Source organism: Agrococcus jejuensis (assembly GCF_007679035.1).
GTDB lineage: Bacteria > Actinomycetota > Actinomycetes > Actinomycetales > Microbacteriaceae > Agrococcus > Agrococcus jejuensis_A.
Window position 1 is genome coordinate 94,421 of record NZ_VEFR01000003.1, and the last position, 13,246, is coordinate 107,666.

A 13,246-nucleotide genomic window follows, 5' to 3' on the forward strand; every position below is an offset into this window, starting at 1 on the left:
CCAGGAGGTCTCACCATGACTCGCGACCGCGACGCCGCACGCTCGGCGATCCAGGACGGCAGCACGAGCCTCGGCATCGAGCTCGGCTCGACGCGCATCAAGGCGGTGCTCGTCGACGCCGAGGGCACCATCCTCGCCACCGGCGCCCACGGCTGGTCCGACCGGCTCGAGGACGGCCACTGGACCTACTCGCTCGACGACGTCGCGACGGGACTCGCGGCCGCGTACGCCGCGCTCGTGCTCGACAGCACGCGTGCGTGGGGCGTCGCGCCCGCATCGCTCGGTGCCGTCGGCGTCTCGGCGATGATGCACGGCTACCTCGCCTTCGACGCCGACGACGCGCTGCTCGTGCCCTTCCGCACGTGGCGCAACTCGACGACGGGTGCCGCCGCGACGCTCCTCGGCTCGACGCTCGGACGCTCGATGCCGCTGCGCTGGTCGGCCTCGCATCTGCTGCAGGTCGTGCTCGACCGCGAGGAGCATCTCGCGCGCCTCGCGCGCATCACGACGCTCGCAGGCCACGTCCACGTGCTGCTCGGAGGGCACCCGGTGCTCGGCGCCGACGACGCCTCCGGCATGTTCCCGCTGCTCGCCGACGGCTCCGACTACGACGGCGCGGTGCTCGACGCGTTCGACCGGCTCGCCGCCGAGCACGGCGCGACCGACCTGCGCGTGCGCGAGCTGCTGCCGTCGATCCGACCGGTCGGCGAGGACGCAGGCACGCTGAGCGACGCGGGCGCAGCGCTGCTCGACCCGACGGGTCGACTGCTGCCGGGTGCCGCGCTCTGCCCGCCGGAGGGGGATGCGGGCACCGGCATGGTGGCGACGCGTGCACTCGAGCCGGGCACCGGCAACGTCAGCGTCGGCACGAGCATCTTCGCGATGGTCGTCGTCGACGGCGAGGCCCCCACCCTGCCCGACGTCGACGTCGTCGCGACCCCGGAGGGCGCACCGGTGGCGATGGTGCACTGCAACAACGGCGTGAGCGAGCTCGGCGCGTGGGCGACCCTCCTCGGCGAGCTCTCGGAGGCCAGCGGCCACCGCATGGAGCCCGACGAGACGTTCGCCGCCATGCTGTCCGCGGCCAACGACGCCACGTCGGAGGGCATCGTCGCCTACAACTTCGTCGCGGGCGAGCACGCGCTCGGCCTGCAGGACGGGCGGCCCATCGTCGTCCGCGCTGCCGGCACGACCCTCACGCTCGGCGGATTCGTGCGCGCGCAGCTGCTCAGCGCGTTCGCGACGCTGCAGCAGGGCATGCAGGTGCTGCGCGAGCACGGCGTCCGCGTCGACGAGCTCGTCGCCCACGGCGGCCTCTTCCGAACCACGGGCATCGCGCAGCGCATGCTCGCCGCCTCGCTCGAGGCGCCCGTGCGCGTCTCCGCGAGCGCCGGCGAGGGTGGCGCCTGGGGCATGGCGCTGCTCGCGGCCTACCGGCTCGCGCGCGTCGAGGGCGAGGAGCGCCCGCTGCGCACGTGGCTGCAGCAGCGGTCCGGCATCGATGCGGGCACCGTCGTCGCAGCCGACCCCGCGCTCGTCGCCGAGTCGCGCGCGTACGCCGACCGGTGGCGCGCCGCGCTGCCGCTCGCGCGCCTCGCGCCCGAGGTCGTCGCGTGAGCGTCGCGACGCTGCCCGAGGCGATGCGCGTCGCGATCGACGCCGCTCGCGTCGACGTCGCGGCCCTGCACGCCGAGCTGCCCCGCTGGGGGCTCGTGGCCTGGACCGCCGGCAACGTCTCGGCGCGCGTGCGCGGCGTCGACGGCGCCGACGACCTCCTCGTCATCAAGCCGTCCGGCATCTCCTACGACGACCTCTCGCCCGCCGACGTCGTCGTGTGCGACCTCGACGGCCGCCTGGTCGACGGTGCGCTCGCACCCTCGTCCGACACCGCCGCGCACGCCTACGTGTACCGCCACATGCCGCACGTCGGCGGCGTCGTGCACACGCACTCCACGTACGCGACGGCATGGGCGGCGCGTGGCGAGCCCATCCCGTGCGTGCTGACGATGATGGCCGACGAGTTCGGCGGCCCCGTGCCCGTCGGGCCCTTCGCGGTCATCGGAGACGACTCGATCGGACGCGGCATCGTCGAGACCCTCGAGTCCTCGCCGAGCCCCGCCGTGCTCATGCAGAGCCACGGACCCTTCACGATCGGCGGCTCCGCCCGCGCGGCCGTCAAGGCCGCCGTGCTGCTCGAGGAGGTCGCGCGCACCGTCCACGTCGCACGCGAGCTCGGCGACCCCATCCCCATCGACCCGGATGCGATCGCATCCCTGCACGCGCGCTACCAGCACGTCTACGGCCAACGATGACGTCGGCAGAGAGGCCCACACCATGACGACCGCCCACCCCGACCGCGAGGTCTGGTTCCTCACCGGCAGCCAGCACCTCTACGGCCCCGAGACGCTCGAGCAGGTCGCGACGCAGTCGCGCGCGATCGCCGAGCGGCTCGGCGACGACCCCAGCATCCCGGCCCGCGTCGTGTGGAAGCCGGTGCTCACGAGCAAGGACGGCATCCGCCGCGCCATGCTCGACGCCAACGCGAACGACGACGTCGTGGGCGTCATCACGTGGATGCACACCTTCAGCCCCGCGAAGATGTGGATCGCAGGCCTCAACGCGCTCGACAAGCCGCTGCTGCACCTGCACACGCAGGCGAACGTCGCGCTGCCGTGGAGCACCATCGACTTCGACTTCATGAACCTCAACCAGGCCGCGCACGGCGACCGCGAGTACGCGTACATGGCGTCTCGGCTCGGCATCCCGCGCGCGACGATCGCCGGTCACGTCTCCGATCCGGCCGTCGTCGCGCGCGTCGCGACGTGGGTGCGGGCGAGCGCCGGGGTCGTCGCGACCCGATCGATGCGCATCGCCCGGTTCGGCGACAACATGCGCGACGTCGCCGTGACCGAGGGCGACAAGACCGAGGCCGAGGCGCACTTCGGCGTCACGGTGAGCACGTGGGGCGTCAACGACCTCGTCGCCGCGGTGGCCGAGGTCGACGAGGGCGACGTCGACGCCGTCGTCGCCGAGTACGACGAGCGCTACGAGCTCGCGCCCGAGCTGCGTGCAGGGGCCGAGCGGCACGAGTCGCTGCGGGTCGCGGCGGCGCAGGAGGTCGCGCTGCTGCGGCTGCTCGGCGACGTGGGCGCGACGGCGTTCACGACGAACTTCGAGGACCTCGGGGCGCTCCGGCAGCTGCCGGGCCTCGCGGTGCAGCGGCTCATGGAGCGCGGCTTCGGGTTCGGCGCCGAGGGCGACTGGAAGACGGCGCTGCTCGTGCGCGCGGCGAAGGTCATGGGGGACGGCCTGCCCGGCGGCGCCTCCCTCATGGAGGACTACACCTACGACCTCACGCCCGGCAGCGAGCTCATCCTCGGCGCCCACATGCTCGAGATCTGCCCGACGCTCACGACCTCGACGCCGCGCATCGAGGTGCATCCGCTCGGCATCGGCGGCAAGGAGGATCCCGTGCGGATGGTGTTCGACGCGGATGCGACCGAGGGCGCCGTCGTCGTCTCGCTCGCCGACATGCGCGAGCGGTTCCGGCTCACGGCGAACGTCGTCGACGTCGTGGCGGCGCCCGAGCCGCTGCCGCACCTGCCGGTCGCGCGTGCCGTGTGGGCGCCGCGGCCGTCGTTCTCGACGTCGGCGGAGTGCTGGCTCGCCGCGGGTGGCGCGCATCACACGGTGCTGTCGACCGCCGTCGGGGTCGAGGCCTTCGAGCACTTCGCGACGATGACCCGCACCGAGCTGCTCACGATCGACGCCGACACGACGGTGCGCGACTTCCAGCGCGAGCTGCGCTGGAACGCCGCCTACCATCGCCTCGCGGCGTCGATGTAGGCGCGGGCTACGGCAGCCGCGGATCGAGCACCGTGATGCCCGAGCCGGGGGCGTCGGCGCCCACGAGCGTCGCGGCCTCGGCGAGGCCGACCGTGCGCCGCACGAGGAGCTGCGGCTGCAGCGCACCGGAGGCGACGAGCTCGAGCAGCTGCGGGTAGTCGCGCGCCGACATGCCGTGGCTGCCGAGCACCTCGAGCTCCCAGCCGATGACGCGACCGAGCGGCAGCGACGGCGGCGCGCCAGCGAGCAGCCCCACCTGCACGTGCCGGCCGAGGCGGCGCAGCGACAGCACGCTCGACGAAGCGGTCTCGGGACTGCCGACGGCGTCGATCGACACGTGGGCGCCGTCCGTGCGCGCGACGACCTCGGCCACCGCGTCGTCGCCGGCGACGACCGTCGCCTCCGCGCCCAGCTCGCGCGCGAGGTCGAGGGCGGTCGTCGAGCGATCGACCGCCACGACGCGGGCCCCGAGGGCCGTCGCGATCATGACGGCGCTGAGGCCCACGCCGCCCGCACCCCAGACGGCGACCCACTCGCCCGGCTGCACGCGTGCGCGCGACGTCAGCGCGCGGAAGGCGGTCGCGAAGCGGCAGCCCAGGCTCGCCGCCGACGCCTCGTCGATGTCGTCGGGAAGCGCCACGAGGTTGGCGTCGGCAGCGCGCACCGCGACCAGCTCGGCGTGCGAGCCGGGATGCGTGAAGCCCGGCTGCGTCTGGGCGGGGCACACCTGCGCGTGGCCGGCGAGGCACCAGGCGCACGTCCCGCAGCCGTGCACGAACGGCACCGTCACGCGGTCGCCCACGCGCCAGCCGACCACGCCCGCGCCGACCTCGGCGATGGTGCCTGCGAGCTCGTGCCCGGGCACGTGCGGCAGCGTCACCGAGTCGTCGTGACCCGCCCACGCGTGCCGATCGCTGCGGCACAGGCCCGAGGCGGCGACGCGCACGACCACGCCCCCGTCGGGCGCGACGGGGTCGGGCAGGTCCTGCACGCCCACGGGGCCGCCGAACCGCTCGTAGACGAGCGCGCGCATGGGGCTACGAGGTGGGCCGCGCGAGCGACACGCGCTGCGGGGCCTTCACGGTCAGCGCGCCGGGCTGGATCGAGAACCGCATTGCGATCGCCTCGCCGTACGGATCGCCGTCGATCTGCACGGGCATGGGCTCGTCGAGCCGTGCCTTGAACTCGGCGCACTGGCCGTAGCCGAGCGTCGGCACCGCCTTCTGCGGGCCGATGAGCCTCTTGCGTCGCAGCACGCGCGTGAGCAGCGCCGAGTTCACGGTCACGTACTTCACCACCTGCAGCCAGCCGAACGCATCCTTCGGGCGCAGGATGGCGACGTCGAGCCGGCCGTCGTCGATCCTCGCGTCGGGCAGCAGCACGACGTTGCCGGTGAGGGCGCCGCAGTTGCCGACCATGAGCGTGTTGAGGCCGACGGTGCGCTGCTGGCCGCCGTCGACGCGGTAGCGCATGCGCACGCGCTGGATGCGCTGCACCGACTTCACGATCGCATCCACGTAGGCGAGCCAGCCGACCTTCTTCTTCAGCTCGGCATCCGTGTTCTGCACCATGGCGGCGTCGAGGCCGAAGCCGGCGATGACGACGAACGCGTGCTTCGCCTTGGCGCCGTCCTCGCGCTCGAACTCGGCCCAGCCCACGTCGATGCGGCGGTCCTTGCCGTCGTAGGCGGTGCGGACGGATGCGCGCAGGAAGGTGAGGTCGATGCCGAGGTTGCGGGCGAGCAGGTTGCCGGTGCCCGAGGGCAGCACGGCGAGGGCGATGTCGGTGCCGGCGAGCAGCTCCGCAGCCATGCGCACCGTGCCGTCGCCGCCGGCGACGAGCGCCACGTCGACGCCCTCGGCGATCGCCGCCTCGACCGCCTTGCGGCCGTCGTCGTCGGCGTCGGTCTCGAACCAGACGGCCTCGTCCCAGTCGTCGGGCTGCGCGCCCTCGATCGCCTTCTCGAGCGCGCGCCGATCAGCCTTCACGGGGTTGTAGACCACGGCTGCACGCATGTGCTCACCCTAGACTGGAGGGGTGATCGACCCCTCCCTCTTGCGTGAGCAGCCCGAGTCGGTACGGCACAGCCAGCAGGTGCGTGGCGACTCCGTCGACGTCGTCGACGAGGCCCTCGCCGCCGACGCCTCGCGTCGCGCGGCGATCGGCGAGTTCGAGCGCCTGCGCGCTGCCCAGAACGCGCACGCGTCGCTCGTCGGCAAGGCGTCGAAGGAGGAGCGCCCCGCGCTCATCGCGCAGGCGAAGCAGGCCTCCGAGCAGGTGAAGGCAGCGCAGGCCGCCGTCGGCGAGGCCGAGTCGGCGCTCGACGCCGTCATGAGCCGCATCGGCAACCTCGTGCACCCCTCCGTCCCCGCAGGCGGCGAGCAGGACTTCGCGCTGCTGTCGACGCACGGCACCGAGCGCACGTTCGACTTCGCGGCACGCGACCACGTCGAGCTCGCCGAGGGTCTCAAGGCGCTCGACCTGCAGCGCGGCGTGAAGGTGTCGGGCAGCCGCTTCTACTTCCTGTCGGGCATCGGCATGCGCCTCGAGCTCGCGATCATGCTCATGGGCCTCGACGAGGTGCTCGCCGACGGCTTCACGCCGCTCGTGACGCCCACGCTCGTGCGCCCCGAGGTCATGCAGGGCACCGGGTTCCTCGGCGAGCACGCCGCCGAGGTGTACCACCTGCCCGCCGACGACCTCTTCCTCACCGGCACGTCCGAGGTTGCGCTCGCCGGCTTCCACGCCGACGAGATCGTCGACGTCGAGCAGCCGCTGCGCTACGCCGGCTGGTCGACCTGCTACCGCCGCGAGGCGGGCTCCGCTGGACGCGACACCCGCGGCATCCTGCGCGTGCACCAGTTCAACAAGCTCGAGATGTTCTCGTACGTCAAGCCCGATCAGGCGGAGGCCGAGCACGACCGCCTGCGCGCGCTGCAGGAGCGCATGCTGCAGGCGTGCGAGCTCGACTACCGCGTCATCGACGTCGCCGCGGGCGACCTCGGCTCGTCGGCGTCGCGCAAGTTCGACATCGAGGCGTGGGTGCCCTCGCAGGGCACGTACCGCGAGCTCACGTCGACGTCGAACTGCACCACGTTCCAGGCCCGCCGCCTGGGCACGCGCTACCGCACCGAGACGGGCAGGACCGCGCCCGTCGCGACCCTCAACGGCACCGCGGCGACGACGCGCTGGCTCGTCGCCATCCTCGAGACGCATCAGCAGCCCGACGGCTCGGTGCGCGTGCCCGAGCGGCTGCGGCCGTACCTCGGCGGCCTCGAGGTGCTGGAGCCGGTCGCGTGACCGACCGCTGGCTCGTCGCGCTCGACATCGACGGCACGACCGTGCGCGAGGACGACTCGCTCTCGGCGCGCGTCGCCGACGCCGTGCGCGCCGTCGTCGACGCGGGCCACCTCGTCGTGCTCGCGACCGGCCGCTCGCAGTCGACGACGGTCGGCCTCGCCGAGCGCGTCGGCATCCACCCCGAGTGGATGGTCGTCGCGAACGGCGCGCTCGTGCTGCGTGCCGAGGGCGACCGCTACGTGCAGGAGCACGTCGAGGTCTTCGACGCCGCACCCGCGCTGCAGCGCATCGTGCAGGGGCTGCCCGAGGCGCGCTTCCTCGTCGAGGACGCGACGGGCTTCCGCCGCTACACGCGCGGCATGGACGACTGGAACCTCGAGCACGCCGAGGAGGTGGAGTTCGACGGCCTCACCGTGGAGCCCGCGATGCGCGTCGTCGTCATGAGCCCCGACCACGACGTCGAGGACTTCCTCGAGATCGTCGAGGGCATGGGCCTGCACAAGGTGTCGTACGCCATCGGCTTCTCGTCGTGGCTCGACATCGCGCCCGACGGCGTCAACAAGGCGACGGGGCTGCAGCGGATCGTGGATGCGACGGGCATCCCGCGCGACCGCGTGCTCGTGGTCGGCGACGGTCGCAACGACATCGACATGCTCGAGTGGGCTGCCGCGGGCGGCGGCCGCGCCGTCGCGATGGGGCAGGCACCCGCCGAGGTCGCCGCGGCCGCGAACGAGCGCACCGCATCCGTCGAGGACGACGGCCTCGCCGACGTGCTCGAGCCGCTCGCGGCCGCCGGCTCCGTCACCGCCTGAGGGTGCTCGCGCTCGCGTCGCGAGCCTGCGGGATGCAGGCGCGCCGCATCCTGGGCAGGCTCATAGCCGACGGCGCGGCGGCTCCCGAGGCTCGCCCGGTACCATGAGCCGTCCGCGCCGCGGACCAGGAGGGCTGTCCGAGCGGCCGATGGAGCCGGTCTTGAAAACCGGTGGGCAGCGATGCCTCGTGGGTTCGAATCCCACGCCCTCCGCGCATCCGCGCCACGCTGCCGCACCGGAAGGAGACCGATGGCACCGCCGAAGATCGTCGACGCACCTGAGGTTCGACCGCGCCACGGGCGCCTCCGTCGACGCCACCCGGTGCGCCGCATCGTCGGCTTCGTGGCCATCGGCCTCACCGTCGTGCTCGTCGCGACCGTGGGCGTGCTGGGCATCTCGTTCCTGCAGCTGCAGGGCGACGTCGAGACCGTCGACCTCGCCGGCGACCCGCCCCCCGCGTTCGCGGAGCAGCAGGGTGCGTTCAACATCCTGCTCGTCGGCTCCGACTCCCGCGAGGGCCAGGGCTCGGTCGACGACGGCTACTCGGGCGGCGCCCTCAACGACGTGACGATGGTGCTCCACGTCTCGGAGGACCACCAGCGCGCGACCGTCGTGTCGTTCCCGCGCGACCTCCTCATCGACTTCCCCGCCTGCCCCGACCCCGAGGGCGGGGCCGACATCCCCGCCGCGCGCACGCAGCAGCTCAACACGGCGCTCGGCCGCGGCGGACTCGCGTGCGTCGCCGAGGTCGTCGAGTCGATCTCGGGCCTCGACATCCCGTACGCGGCGCTCATCGGCTTCGACGGCGTCGTGAACATGTCGAGCGCCGTCGGGGGCGTGCCGGTGTGCTTCGCGGGCGACATCGAGGACCCGTACACGGGCTTCGCGATCACCGAGGGCACGCACGAGATCGAGGGCCAGCAGGCGCTCGCCTTCCTGCGCATGCGCCACGGCGTCGGCGACGGCTCGGACCTGTCGCGCATCTCGTCGCAGCAGGTGTTCCTGTCGGCGCTCATCCGCAAGCTGCAGTCGGATGCCGTGCTCACCGACCTCGGCAGGCTCTACTCGATCGCGCAGGTCGCGACCTCGTCGATGACGATGTCGTCGTCGCTCAACGACGTCGGCACGATGGTGTCGATGGCGCGCGTGCTCGCGAACATCCCGCTCGACACGATGCAGTTCATCCAGTACCCGTCGGCCTCGAACGGCACGGGACGCGTGGTGCCCACCGCGGTCGCCGACGAGGTCATGGCGCTCATCGCGGCCGACCAGCCCGTGACGCTCGACCCGAACGCCACGGGCCAGGGTGCCGAGGCGACGCAGGACCCGACGGCGACGGACCCCGCTGCGACCGACCCTGCTGCGACCGATCCTGCCGCGACGGATCCCGCTGCGACCGACCCTGCCGCGACGGACCCCGCGGCGACCGATCCGGCGGCGACCGACCCTGCTGCCACGACGCCCCCGTCGGAGGCGCCGATCGAGGGCGTGCAGGGCACGGATGCGTCGCAGCAGACCTGCGTCGTGCCGTACCAGTTCTGACCCGAGTCGCCTCGCTCTGGCGGCGGTGCGGAGCGCATCCCGCGGTTTGCTAGAGTCGTGGTCGGCCTCCGGGCCATGGAGACGTCGCATAGTTCGGCCTAGTGCACCACCCTGCTAAGGTGGAGTCCCCTTATAGGGGACCGAGGGTTCAAATCCCTCCGTCTCCGCGGCAGACCCCCGAGCGTGATCGCTCGGGGGTCTTCGCATGCGTCGACGCCCAGTGTCCGACTGATGTCGGAGAGCAAGCCTGGTCCATCCATAGGGTGGCGGAGGAGCCTGCAGGCATGGGCGAGACGGCATTCCACAGCAGGGGACACGGTGCTGGCGCGACGGGCTCCGAGCCTCCGCTGGGTGCGGCCGGGGCGCGCGGCGGTCGCGGCGGCCTGCTCGCCGCCTGGTCGGGTCTCGGGGTCTGCGTCGTCGGCACCCACGACCCGCGCAAGGCGGCCGACGCCTGGCGCGACCTCATGGATCAGCGCCACGCTGGTGACGAGGAGTCGCATGACGACGGCCTCGACGCGTCGGCGTGGTGGCATGCGCAGCATCGCTGGGCGCGGCTCGGCGAGCGCGGCTGGGAGCTCGTGCGCGATCGCGAGGACGGCACGGAGCCGGCCATGGTGCTGGTGGGCGTCTACAAGGACTGACGGGCCCCGCCGGTCGCTGCGCCGCGGCCGCAGCGTCGTCGCGTCAGGCGGCCGCGACGACACGCTGTCCCCCATTCTCGACGAATCTTCAGGCAGCTCGTGCGACGCTGTGTGTCGTCGTCGGACGGTGGCAGAAGCCCCTCGATGATCTCTCCATCGAAGGGTCGCATCCTCCATGCTCGCTGCCGTCTGCTGTGCGCTGCTCGCGCTCGTCGCGCCGTTCGTCGCCGCACCCGATGCCCTCGTCGACGTGCGGTCGACCACGACGCAGGCGGCGACGCCCGCGCCGGGCGATCCGACGCCGGGGCCGGACGAGGTCGCACCGACGGTCGCGCCCGAGCCGTCCGCACCGGGCACACCGACGCCGGGCACGCCGACGCCCGGAACGCCCGCGCCGAGCGAGCCCGGCGTGGCGCCGTCCGACCCGGTCGACACCGGCGCCCCCGCCGAGCCCGAGGCCCCTGCCGATCCCGACGCCCCGGTCGATGGCACGCAGCCTCCCGTCCCCGCCGATCCCGTCGAGCCGCCGCGCGTGGAGCCGCCGCAGGCCTCGCCGAACGCCCTGCCCGATGCGCCCGAGGAGGCGCTCGACATGCCGGCGGGCGCAGACCGGTTCGAGCTCGTCGAGCCCGGGAGCGCCGCGCCCGGCACGGTGCACTGCTACGGCGACAGCCTGCTGACGTCGATCTGCCCGTCGATCGCGGCCAACGTGCCCGGCCGCAGCGTCGAGAACTTCGCCGTCGGCGGCAGCACCTCCACAGCCATCGCCGCGAACGCCGGCGCGTACGTGCTGCGCACGCCCGCGGCCGTGACCATCCCGGCGTCCGGCCCCGTGCGCATCGGATACCCCACCGGCGCCCCGACGACGGAGGCGGAGTTCGGCACCTTCACCGGTCGCGTGTCGATCGGCGGCGTCTCGGGCGTGCTCGTGCACAGCCCCGGCAACGGCTTCGACTGGCGCTTCACCCGGTTCGAGCCCGGCGCTGCCGTCTCGGTGCCCGCGGGCGCGGTGATCTCGTCGCAGACGGCGATGCGCGCCGGTGCCGCGTCGATCATCTGGGCCGGCACGAACAACGTGCACGACGTGGACCAGGTGCTCGCCGACGTGCAAGCGCTCGTGCGACAGCACGAGTCCCGTTCGTCGGAGCCCTACTGGGTCGTGTCGGTGACGGCAGCCTGGGGCAATGCGACGTCGATCTACGGCGTCGCGCGCTCGCAGATCAACGCCGAGCTCGAGCGCCGGTACGGCCAGCACTACGTGCCGCTCGACGAGTACATCGGCAACGGGGCCATCGCCGACTCCGGTGCGGTGCCGACCGCGCTCGACCGCGAGTGGATCGCGTCGCGGCTCAACCCGCCCGTCTTCCACGCGGCCTCCGACTGGGTGCACTTCAACGCCCGCGCGCAGAGCGTGCTCGGCGCCTACCTCGCCAAGTACGTGCGCGGCGAGCTCACGCTCGCGCAGGCGCGCGCGATCCTCGTGCCCTCCGTCTCGTCCATCGCCGTCTCCGGCTGGTACGGGTCCCTGTCGGTGCGCGGGTGGGCCTACGACCAGAGCGACCTGTACGCGCCGCTGGCGATCGGCATCACGATCGACGGGCGGTGGGTCGCGACGACGCTGGCGAACCGCGCCTCGCCCGAGCTGCACCGCTATGGCGTGCCCTCCGGGCATGCCTATCACTGGTCGGGCACCGTCTCCGGCGGCACCCACGAGGTCTGCGTCGTCGCCGTCGGCATCGGCGTGGGCGGCAACGCCTACCCCGCCTGCCAGCGCGTCACCCTCAAGGGCGTCGTGCCGCAGGGCGACATGACGATCGTCGATGTGGGCGGCGGCACGATGGCCGTCGTCGGGTGGGCGTTCGACCACGCGAACCTCTACGCGCAGATCCCCGTCGGCGTCATCGTCGACGGCCGCTGGCACGTCGGCATCACGGCCGCGCTCGAGTCGCCCTATCTCGCGTCCTACGGCGTGCCCGGCAACCACGCGTTCTTCGCCGGGGCCAGCCCCGGGCGGGGCTCCCACACCGCATGCGTCGTCGCGGTGTCGCCCACGACGGGTGTGAACGAGCTGATCGGATGCCGGACCATCACGCTGCGGTGAGCGCGAGGGGGCGCTGCGCTCACGCCGCGTGCAGATGCAGTCCCGCGGTCGACGACGCCTCCTGGATCATGTGCTCGAGCCGCTCGCGGTCGGGCTTGATGGGCTCGCGCTGGTCGAAGGCGAAGCGCAGGTCGGAGTGCTCGTGGATCCAGAACGCGACGGTGGGCTCGAGGGCATCCGTCGACTCGACGGTGAGCAGGAAGGGCTCCGACCGGCGCAGCTTGTTCACCACCACGACCTGCAAGTGCTCGAGATCCTCGTCGGCAAGTCGTGCGACCGTGCCGTCGTCGCCGTAGTGCAGCCGTCCCATGGCTCGCTCCTCTCGATCCACGTTCCACCTCATCACCGCGGACCAGTCTCGGCAACGGGGTTGCAGGCGGATCGACATGTGCGCGAGGCCTGTGAAGATCCTTCGAGCGCTCCAGGTGTCATCGCGCGGGAACTAGGTAGCGTGCCGAACTAGTTTCCCTACGTTCTCGCGATCGGCGCGACGCGCCGCCGAAGTACCGTAGACCACCGTTCGATTCGTAGACTGACGACATGGGCCACCTCACCTACGCCGGATCGACGCAGTACGAGATCGACGATCGCATGCTCGCGCACGCCAAGGCGGTCGTGTCGGCCAAGCTGCGCCGCCAGGAGTCGTTCCTGCTGTCGTGGACGGTCGACGCCCACGCCGGCTCCGGTCGGGTGTCCCTGTGGATGTCGCCGTCGATCCCGCTCGAGTTCCGCTTCTCGGGCTCGCGGGTGCCGCAGCTCAACGGCATGTGGCTCGAGGCGCTCATGGAGATGGCGAACTCGTCGCGCGGCCTCGTGCTCGTCACCGAGCAGGAGGCCGAGCAGATCACCGCGGGCAGGCAGGCGCCGCCGTCGGTGTGACGCGGGCGCATCGCTCGAGGTGATGGTGAGCGCGTCGGCGAGCGCGCATCGCAGGAGCAGTGCCGCTGGTCATCACCCGGCGCGGTCCGTCGGCATGAGCTGACGCCGAGCGCGGCTTCGAC

Annotated in this window: 12 protein-coding genes and 2 tRNA genes; 11 read left to right on the forward strand and 3 right to left on the reverse strand. The window is 72.7% G+C overall.

Annotation, left to right across the window (positions count from 1 at the left end; all coding sequences use genetic code 11):
- Positions 1 to 15: 15 nt before the first annotated feature.
- Genes FS793_RS10870 through araA form a run of 3 tightly spaced genes read left to right on the forward strand, consistent with a single transcriptional unit; the run spans position 16 to position 3,846 of the window.
- The gene (locus tag FS793_RS10870; RefSeq protein ID WP_144720542.1) at positions 16 to 1,617 is read left to right on the forward strand and encodes an FGGY-family carbohydrate kinase; all 1,602 of its coding nucleotides are present in this window, start codon (positions 16 to 18) and stop codon (positions 1,615 to 1,617) included.
- 23 nt (positions 1,618 to 1,640) lie between these two features.
- Entirely contained in the window at positions 1,641 to 2,312 is a 672-nt protein-coding gene (locus FS793_RS10875; RefSeq protein WP_144720803.1) for an L-ribulose-5-phosphate 4-epimerase, read from the forward strand.
- A gap of 22 nt (positions 2,313 to 2,334) precedes the next feature.
- Positions 2,335 to 3,846 (forward strand): L-arabinose isomerase, encoded by a 1,512-nt coding sequence (araA, locus tag FS793_RS10880; RefSeq protein WP_144720543.1) that lies wholly within the window; start codon positions 2,335 to 2,337, stop codon positions 3,844 to 3,846.
- A 7-nt stretch (positions 3,847 to 3,853) separates the two neighbouring features.
- On the opposite strand, the gene FS793_RS10885 is transcribed toward araA, so the two are convergent.
- Together FS793_RS10885 and FS793_RS10890 are read right to left on the reverse strand one after the other, a co-directional pair.
- Positions 3,854 to 4,879: a zinc-binding dehydrogenase gene (locus tag FS793_RS10885; protein ID WP_144720544.1), complete on the reverse strand. Its 1,026-nt coding sequence runs from the start codon at positions 4,877 to 4,879 to the stop codon at positions 3,854 to 3,856.
- A gap of 4 nt (positions 4,880 to 4,883) precedes the next feature.
- Positions 4,884 to 5,861, reverse strand: coding sequence for a diacylglycerol/lipid kinase family protein (locus FS793_RS10890; protein ID WP_144720545.1), 978 nt, complete (start codon positions 5,859 to 5,861; stop codon positions 4,884 to 4,886).
- 22 nt (positions 5,862 to 5,883) lie between these two features.
- On the opposite strand from FS793_RS10890, the gene serS reads away from it, so the two are divergent.
- The 7 genes from serS (at position 5,884) to FS793_RS10925 (ending at position 12,245) form a co-directional block, all read left to right on the forward strand.
- Positions 5,884 to 7,146 (forward strand): serine--tRNA ligase, encoded by a 1,263-nt coding sequence (gene serS, locus FS793_RS10895; RefSeq protein ID WP_144720546.1) that lies wholly within the window; start codon positions 5,884 to 5,886, stop codon positions 7,144 to 7,146.
- Positions 7,143 to 7,958 carry an HAD-IIB family hydrolase gene (locus tag FS793_RS10900; RefSeq protein ID WP_144720547.1) on the forward strand — a complete coding sequence of 272 codons (816 nt, stop codon included), beginning with the start codon at positions 7,143 to 7,145 and terminating at the stop codon, positions 7,956 to 7,958. The genes serS and FS793_RS10900 overlap by 4 nt, the downstream gene beginning before the upstream one ends.
- A gap of 127 nt (positions 7,959 to 8,085) precedes the next feature.
- Positions 8,086 to 8,170, forward strand: a tRNA-Ser gene (locus FS793_RS10905).
- 37 nt (positions 8,171 to 8,207) lie between these two features.
- Complete coding sequence (locus FS793_RS10910; RefSeq protein ID WP_186329459.1) at positions 8,208 to 9,500, forward strand: LCP family protein; 1,293 nt, start codon at positions 8,208 to 8,210, stop codon at positions 9,498 to 9,500.
- Positions 9,501 to 9,577: 77 nt separating this feature from the next.
- A tRNA-Ser gene (locus FS793_RS10915) sits at positions 9,578 to 9,667 on the forward strand.
- Positions 9,668 to 9,784: 117 nt separating this feature from the next.
- The gene (locus FS793_RS10920) at positions 9,785 to 10,144 is read left to right on the forward strand and encodes a hypothetical protein (RefSeq protein ID WP_144720549.1); all 360 of its coding nucleotides are present in this window, start codon (positions 9,785 to 9,787) and stop codon (positions 10,142 to 10,144) included.
- Between the two features lie 175 nt (positions 10,145 to 10,319).
- Entirely contained in the window at positions 10,320 to 12,245 is a 1,926-nt protein-coding gene (locus FS793_RS10925) for a hypothetical protein (protein WP_144720550.1), read from the forward strand.
- Positions 12,246 to 12,264: 19 nt separating this feature from the next.
- Here the strand turns inward: FS793_RS10925 and FS793_RS10930 are convergent, their stop codons facing one another.
- Positions 12,265 to 12,555: a DUF7882 family protein gene (locus FS793_RS10930; protein ID WP_144720551.1), complete on the reverse strand. Its 291-nt coding sequence runs from the start codon at positions 12,553 to 12,555 to the stop codon at positions 12,265 to 12,267.
- A 230-nt stretch (positions 12,556 to 12,785) separates the two neighbouring features.
- Here FS793_RS10930 and FS793_RS10935 point away from each other — a divergent pair, with 230 nt between their 5' ends.
- Positions 12,786 to 13,124, forward strand: coding sequence for a DUF7882 family protein (locus FS793_RS10935; RefSeq protein ID WP_144720552.1), 339 nt, complete (start codon positions 12,786 to 12,788; stop codon positions 13,122 to 13,124).
- Positions 13,125 to 13,246: the final 122 nt, after the last annotated feature.

Bases quoted from the DNA above. Each gene is read 5' to 3' on its own strand.
- FS793_RS10870 (WP_144720542.1), top strand. From the start codon at position 16: ATGACTCGCGACCGCGACGCCGCACGCTCGGCGATCCAGGACGGCAGC.
- FS793_RS10875 (WP_144720803.1), top strand. From the start codon at position 1,641: ATGCGCGTCGCGATCGACGCCGCTCGCGTCGACGTCGCGGCCCTGCAC.
- araA (WP_144720543.1), top strand. From the start codon at position 2,335: ATGACGACCGCCCACCCCGACCGCGAGGTCTGGTTCCTCACCGGCAGC.
- FS793_RS10885 (WP_144720544.1), bottom strand. From the start codon at position 4,879: ATGCGCGCGCTCGTCTACGAGCGGTTCGGCGGCCCCGTGGGCGTGCAG.
- FS793_RS10890 (WP_144720545.1), bottom strand. From the start codon at position 5,861: ATGCGTGCAGCCGTGGTCTACAACCCCGTGAAGGCTGATCGGCGCGCG.
- FS793_RS10910 (WP_186329459.1), top strand. From the start codon at position 8,208: ATGGCACCGCCGAAGATCGTCGACGCACCTGAGGTTCGACCGCGCCAC.
- FS793_RS10920 (WP_144720549.1), top strand. From the start codon at position 9,785: ATGGGCGAGACGGCATTCCACAGCAGGGGACACGGTGCTGGCGCGACG.
- FS793_RS10925 (WP_144720550.1), top strand. From the start codon at position 10,320: ATGCTCGCTGCCGTCTGCTGTGCGCTGCTCGCGCTCGTCGCGCCGTTC.
- FS793_RS10930 (WP_144720551.1), bottom strand. From the start codon at position 12,555: ATGGGACGGCTGCACTACGGCGACGACGGCACGGTCGCACGACTTGCC.
- FS793_RS10935 (WP_144720552.1), top strand. From the start codon at position 12,786: ATGGGCCACCTCACCTACGCCGGATCGACGCAGTACGAGATCGACGAT.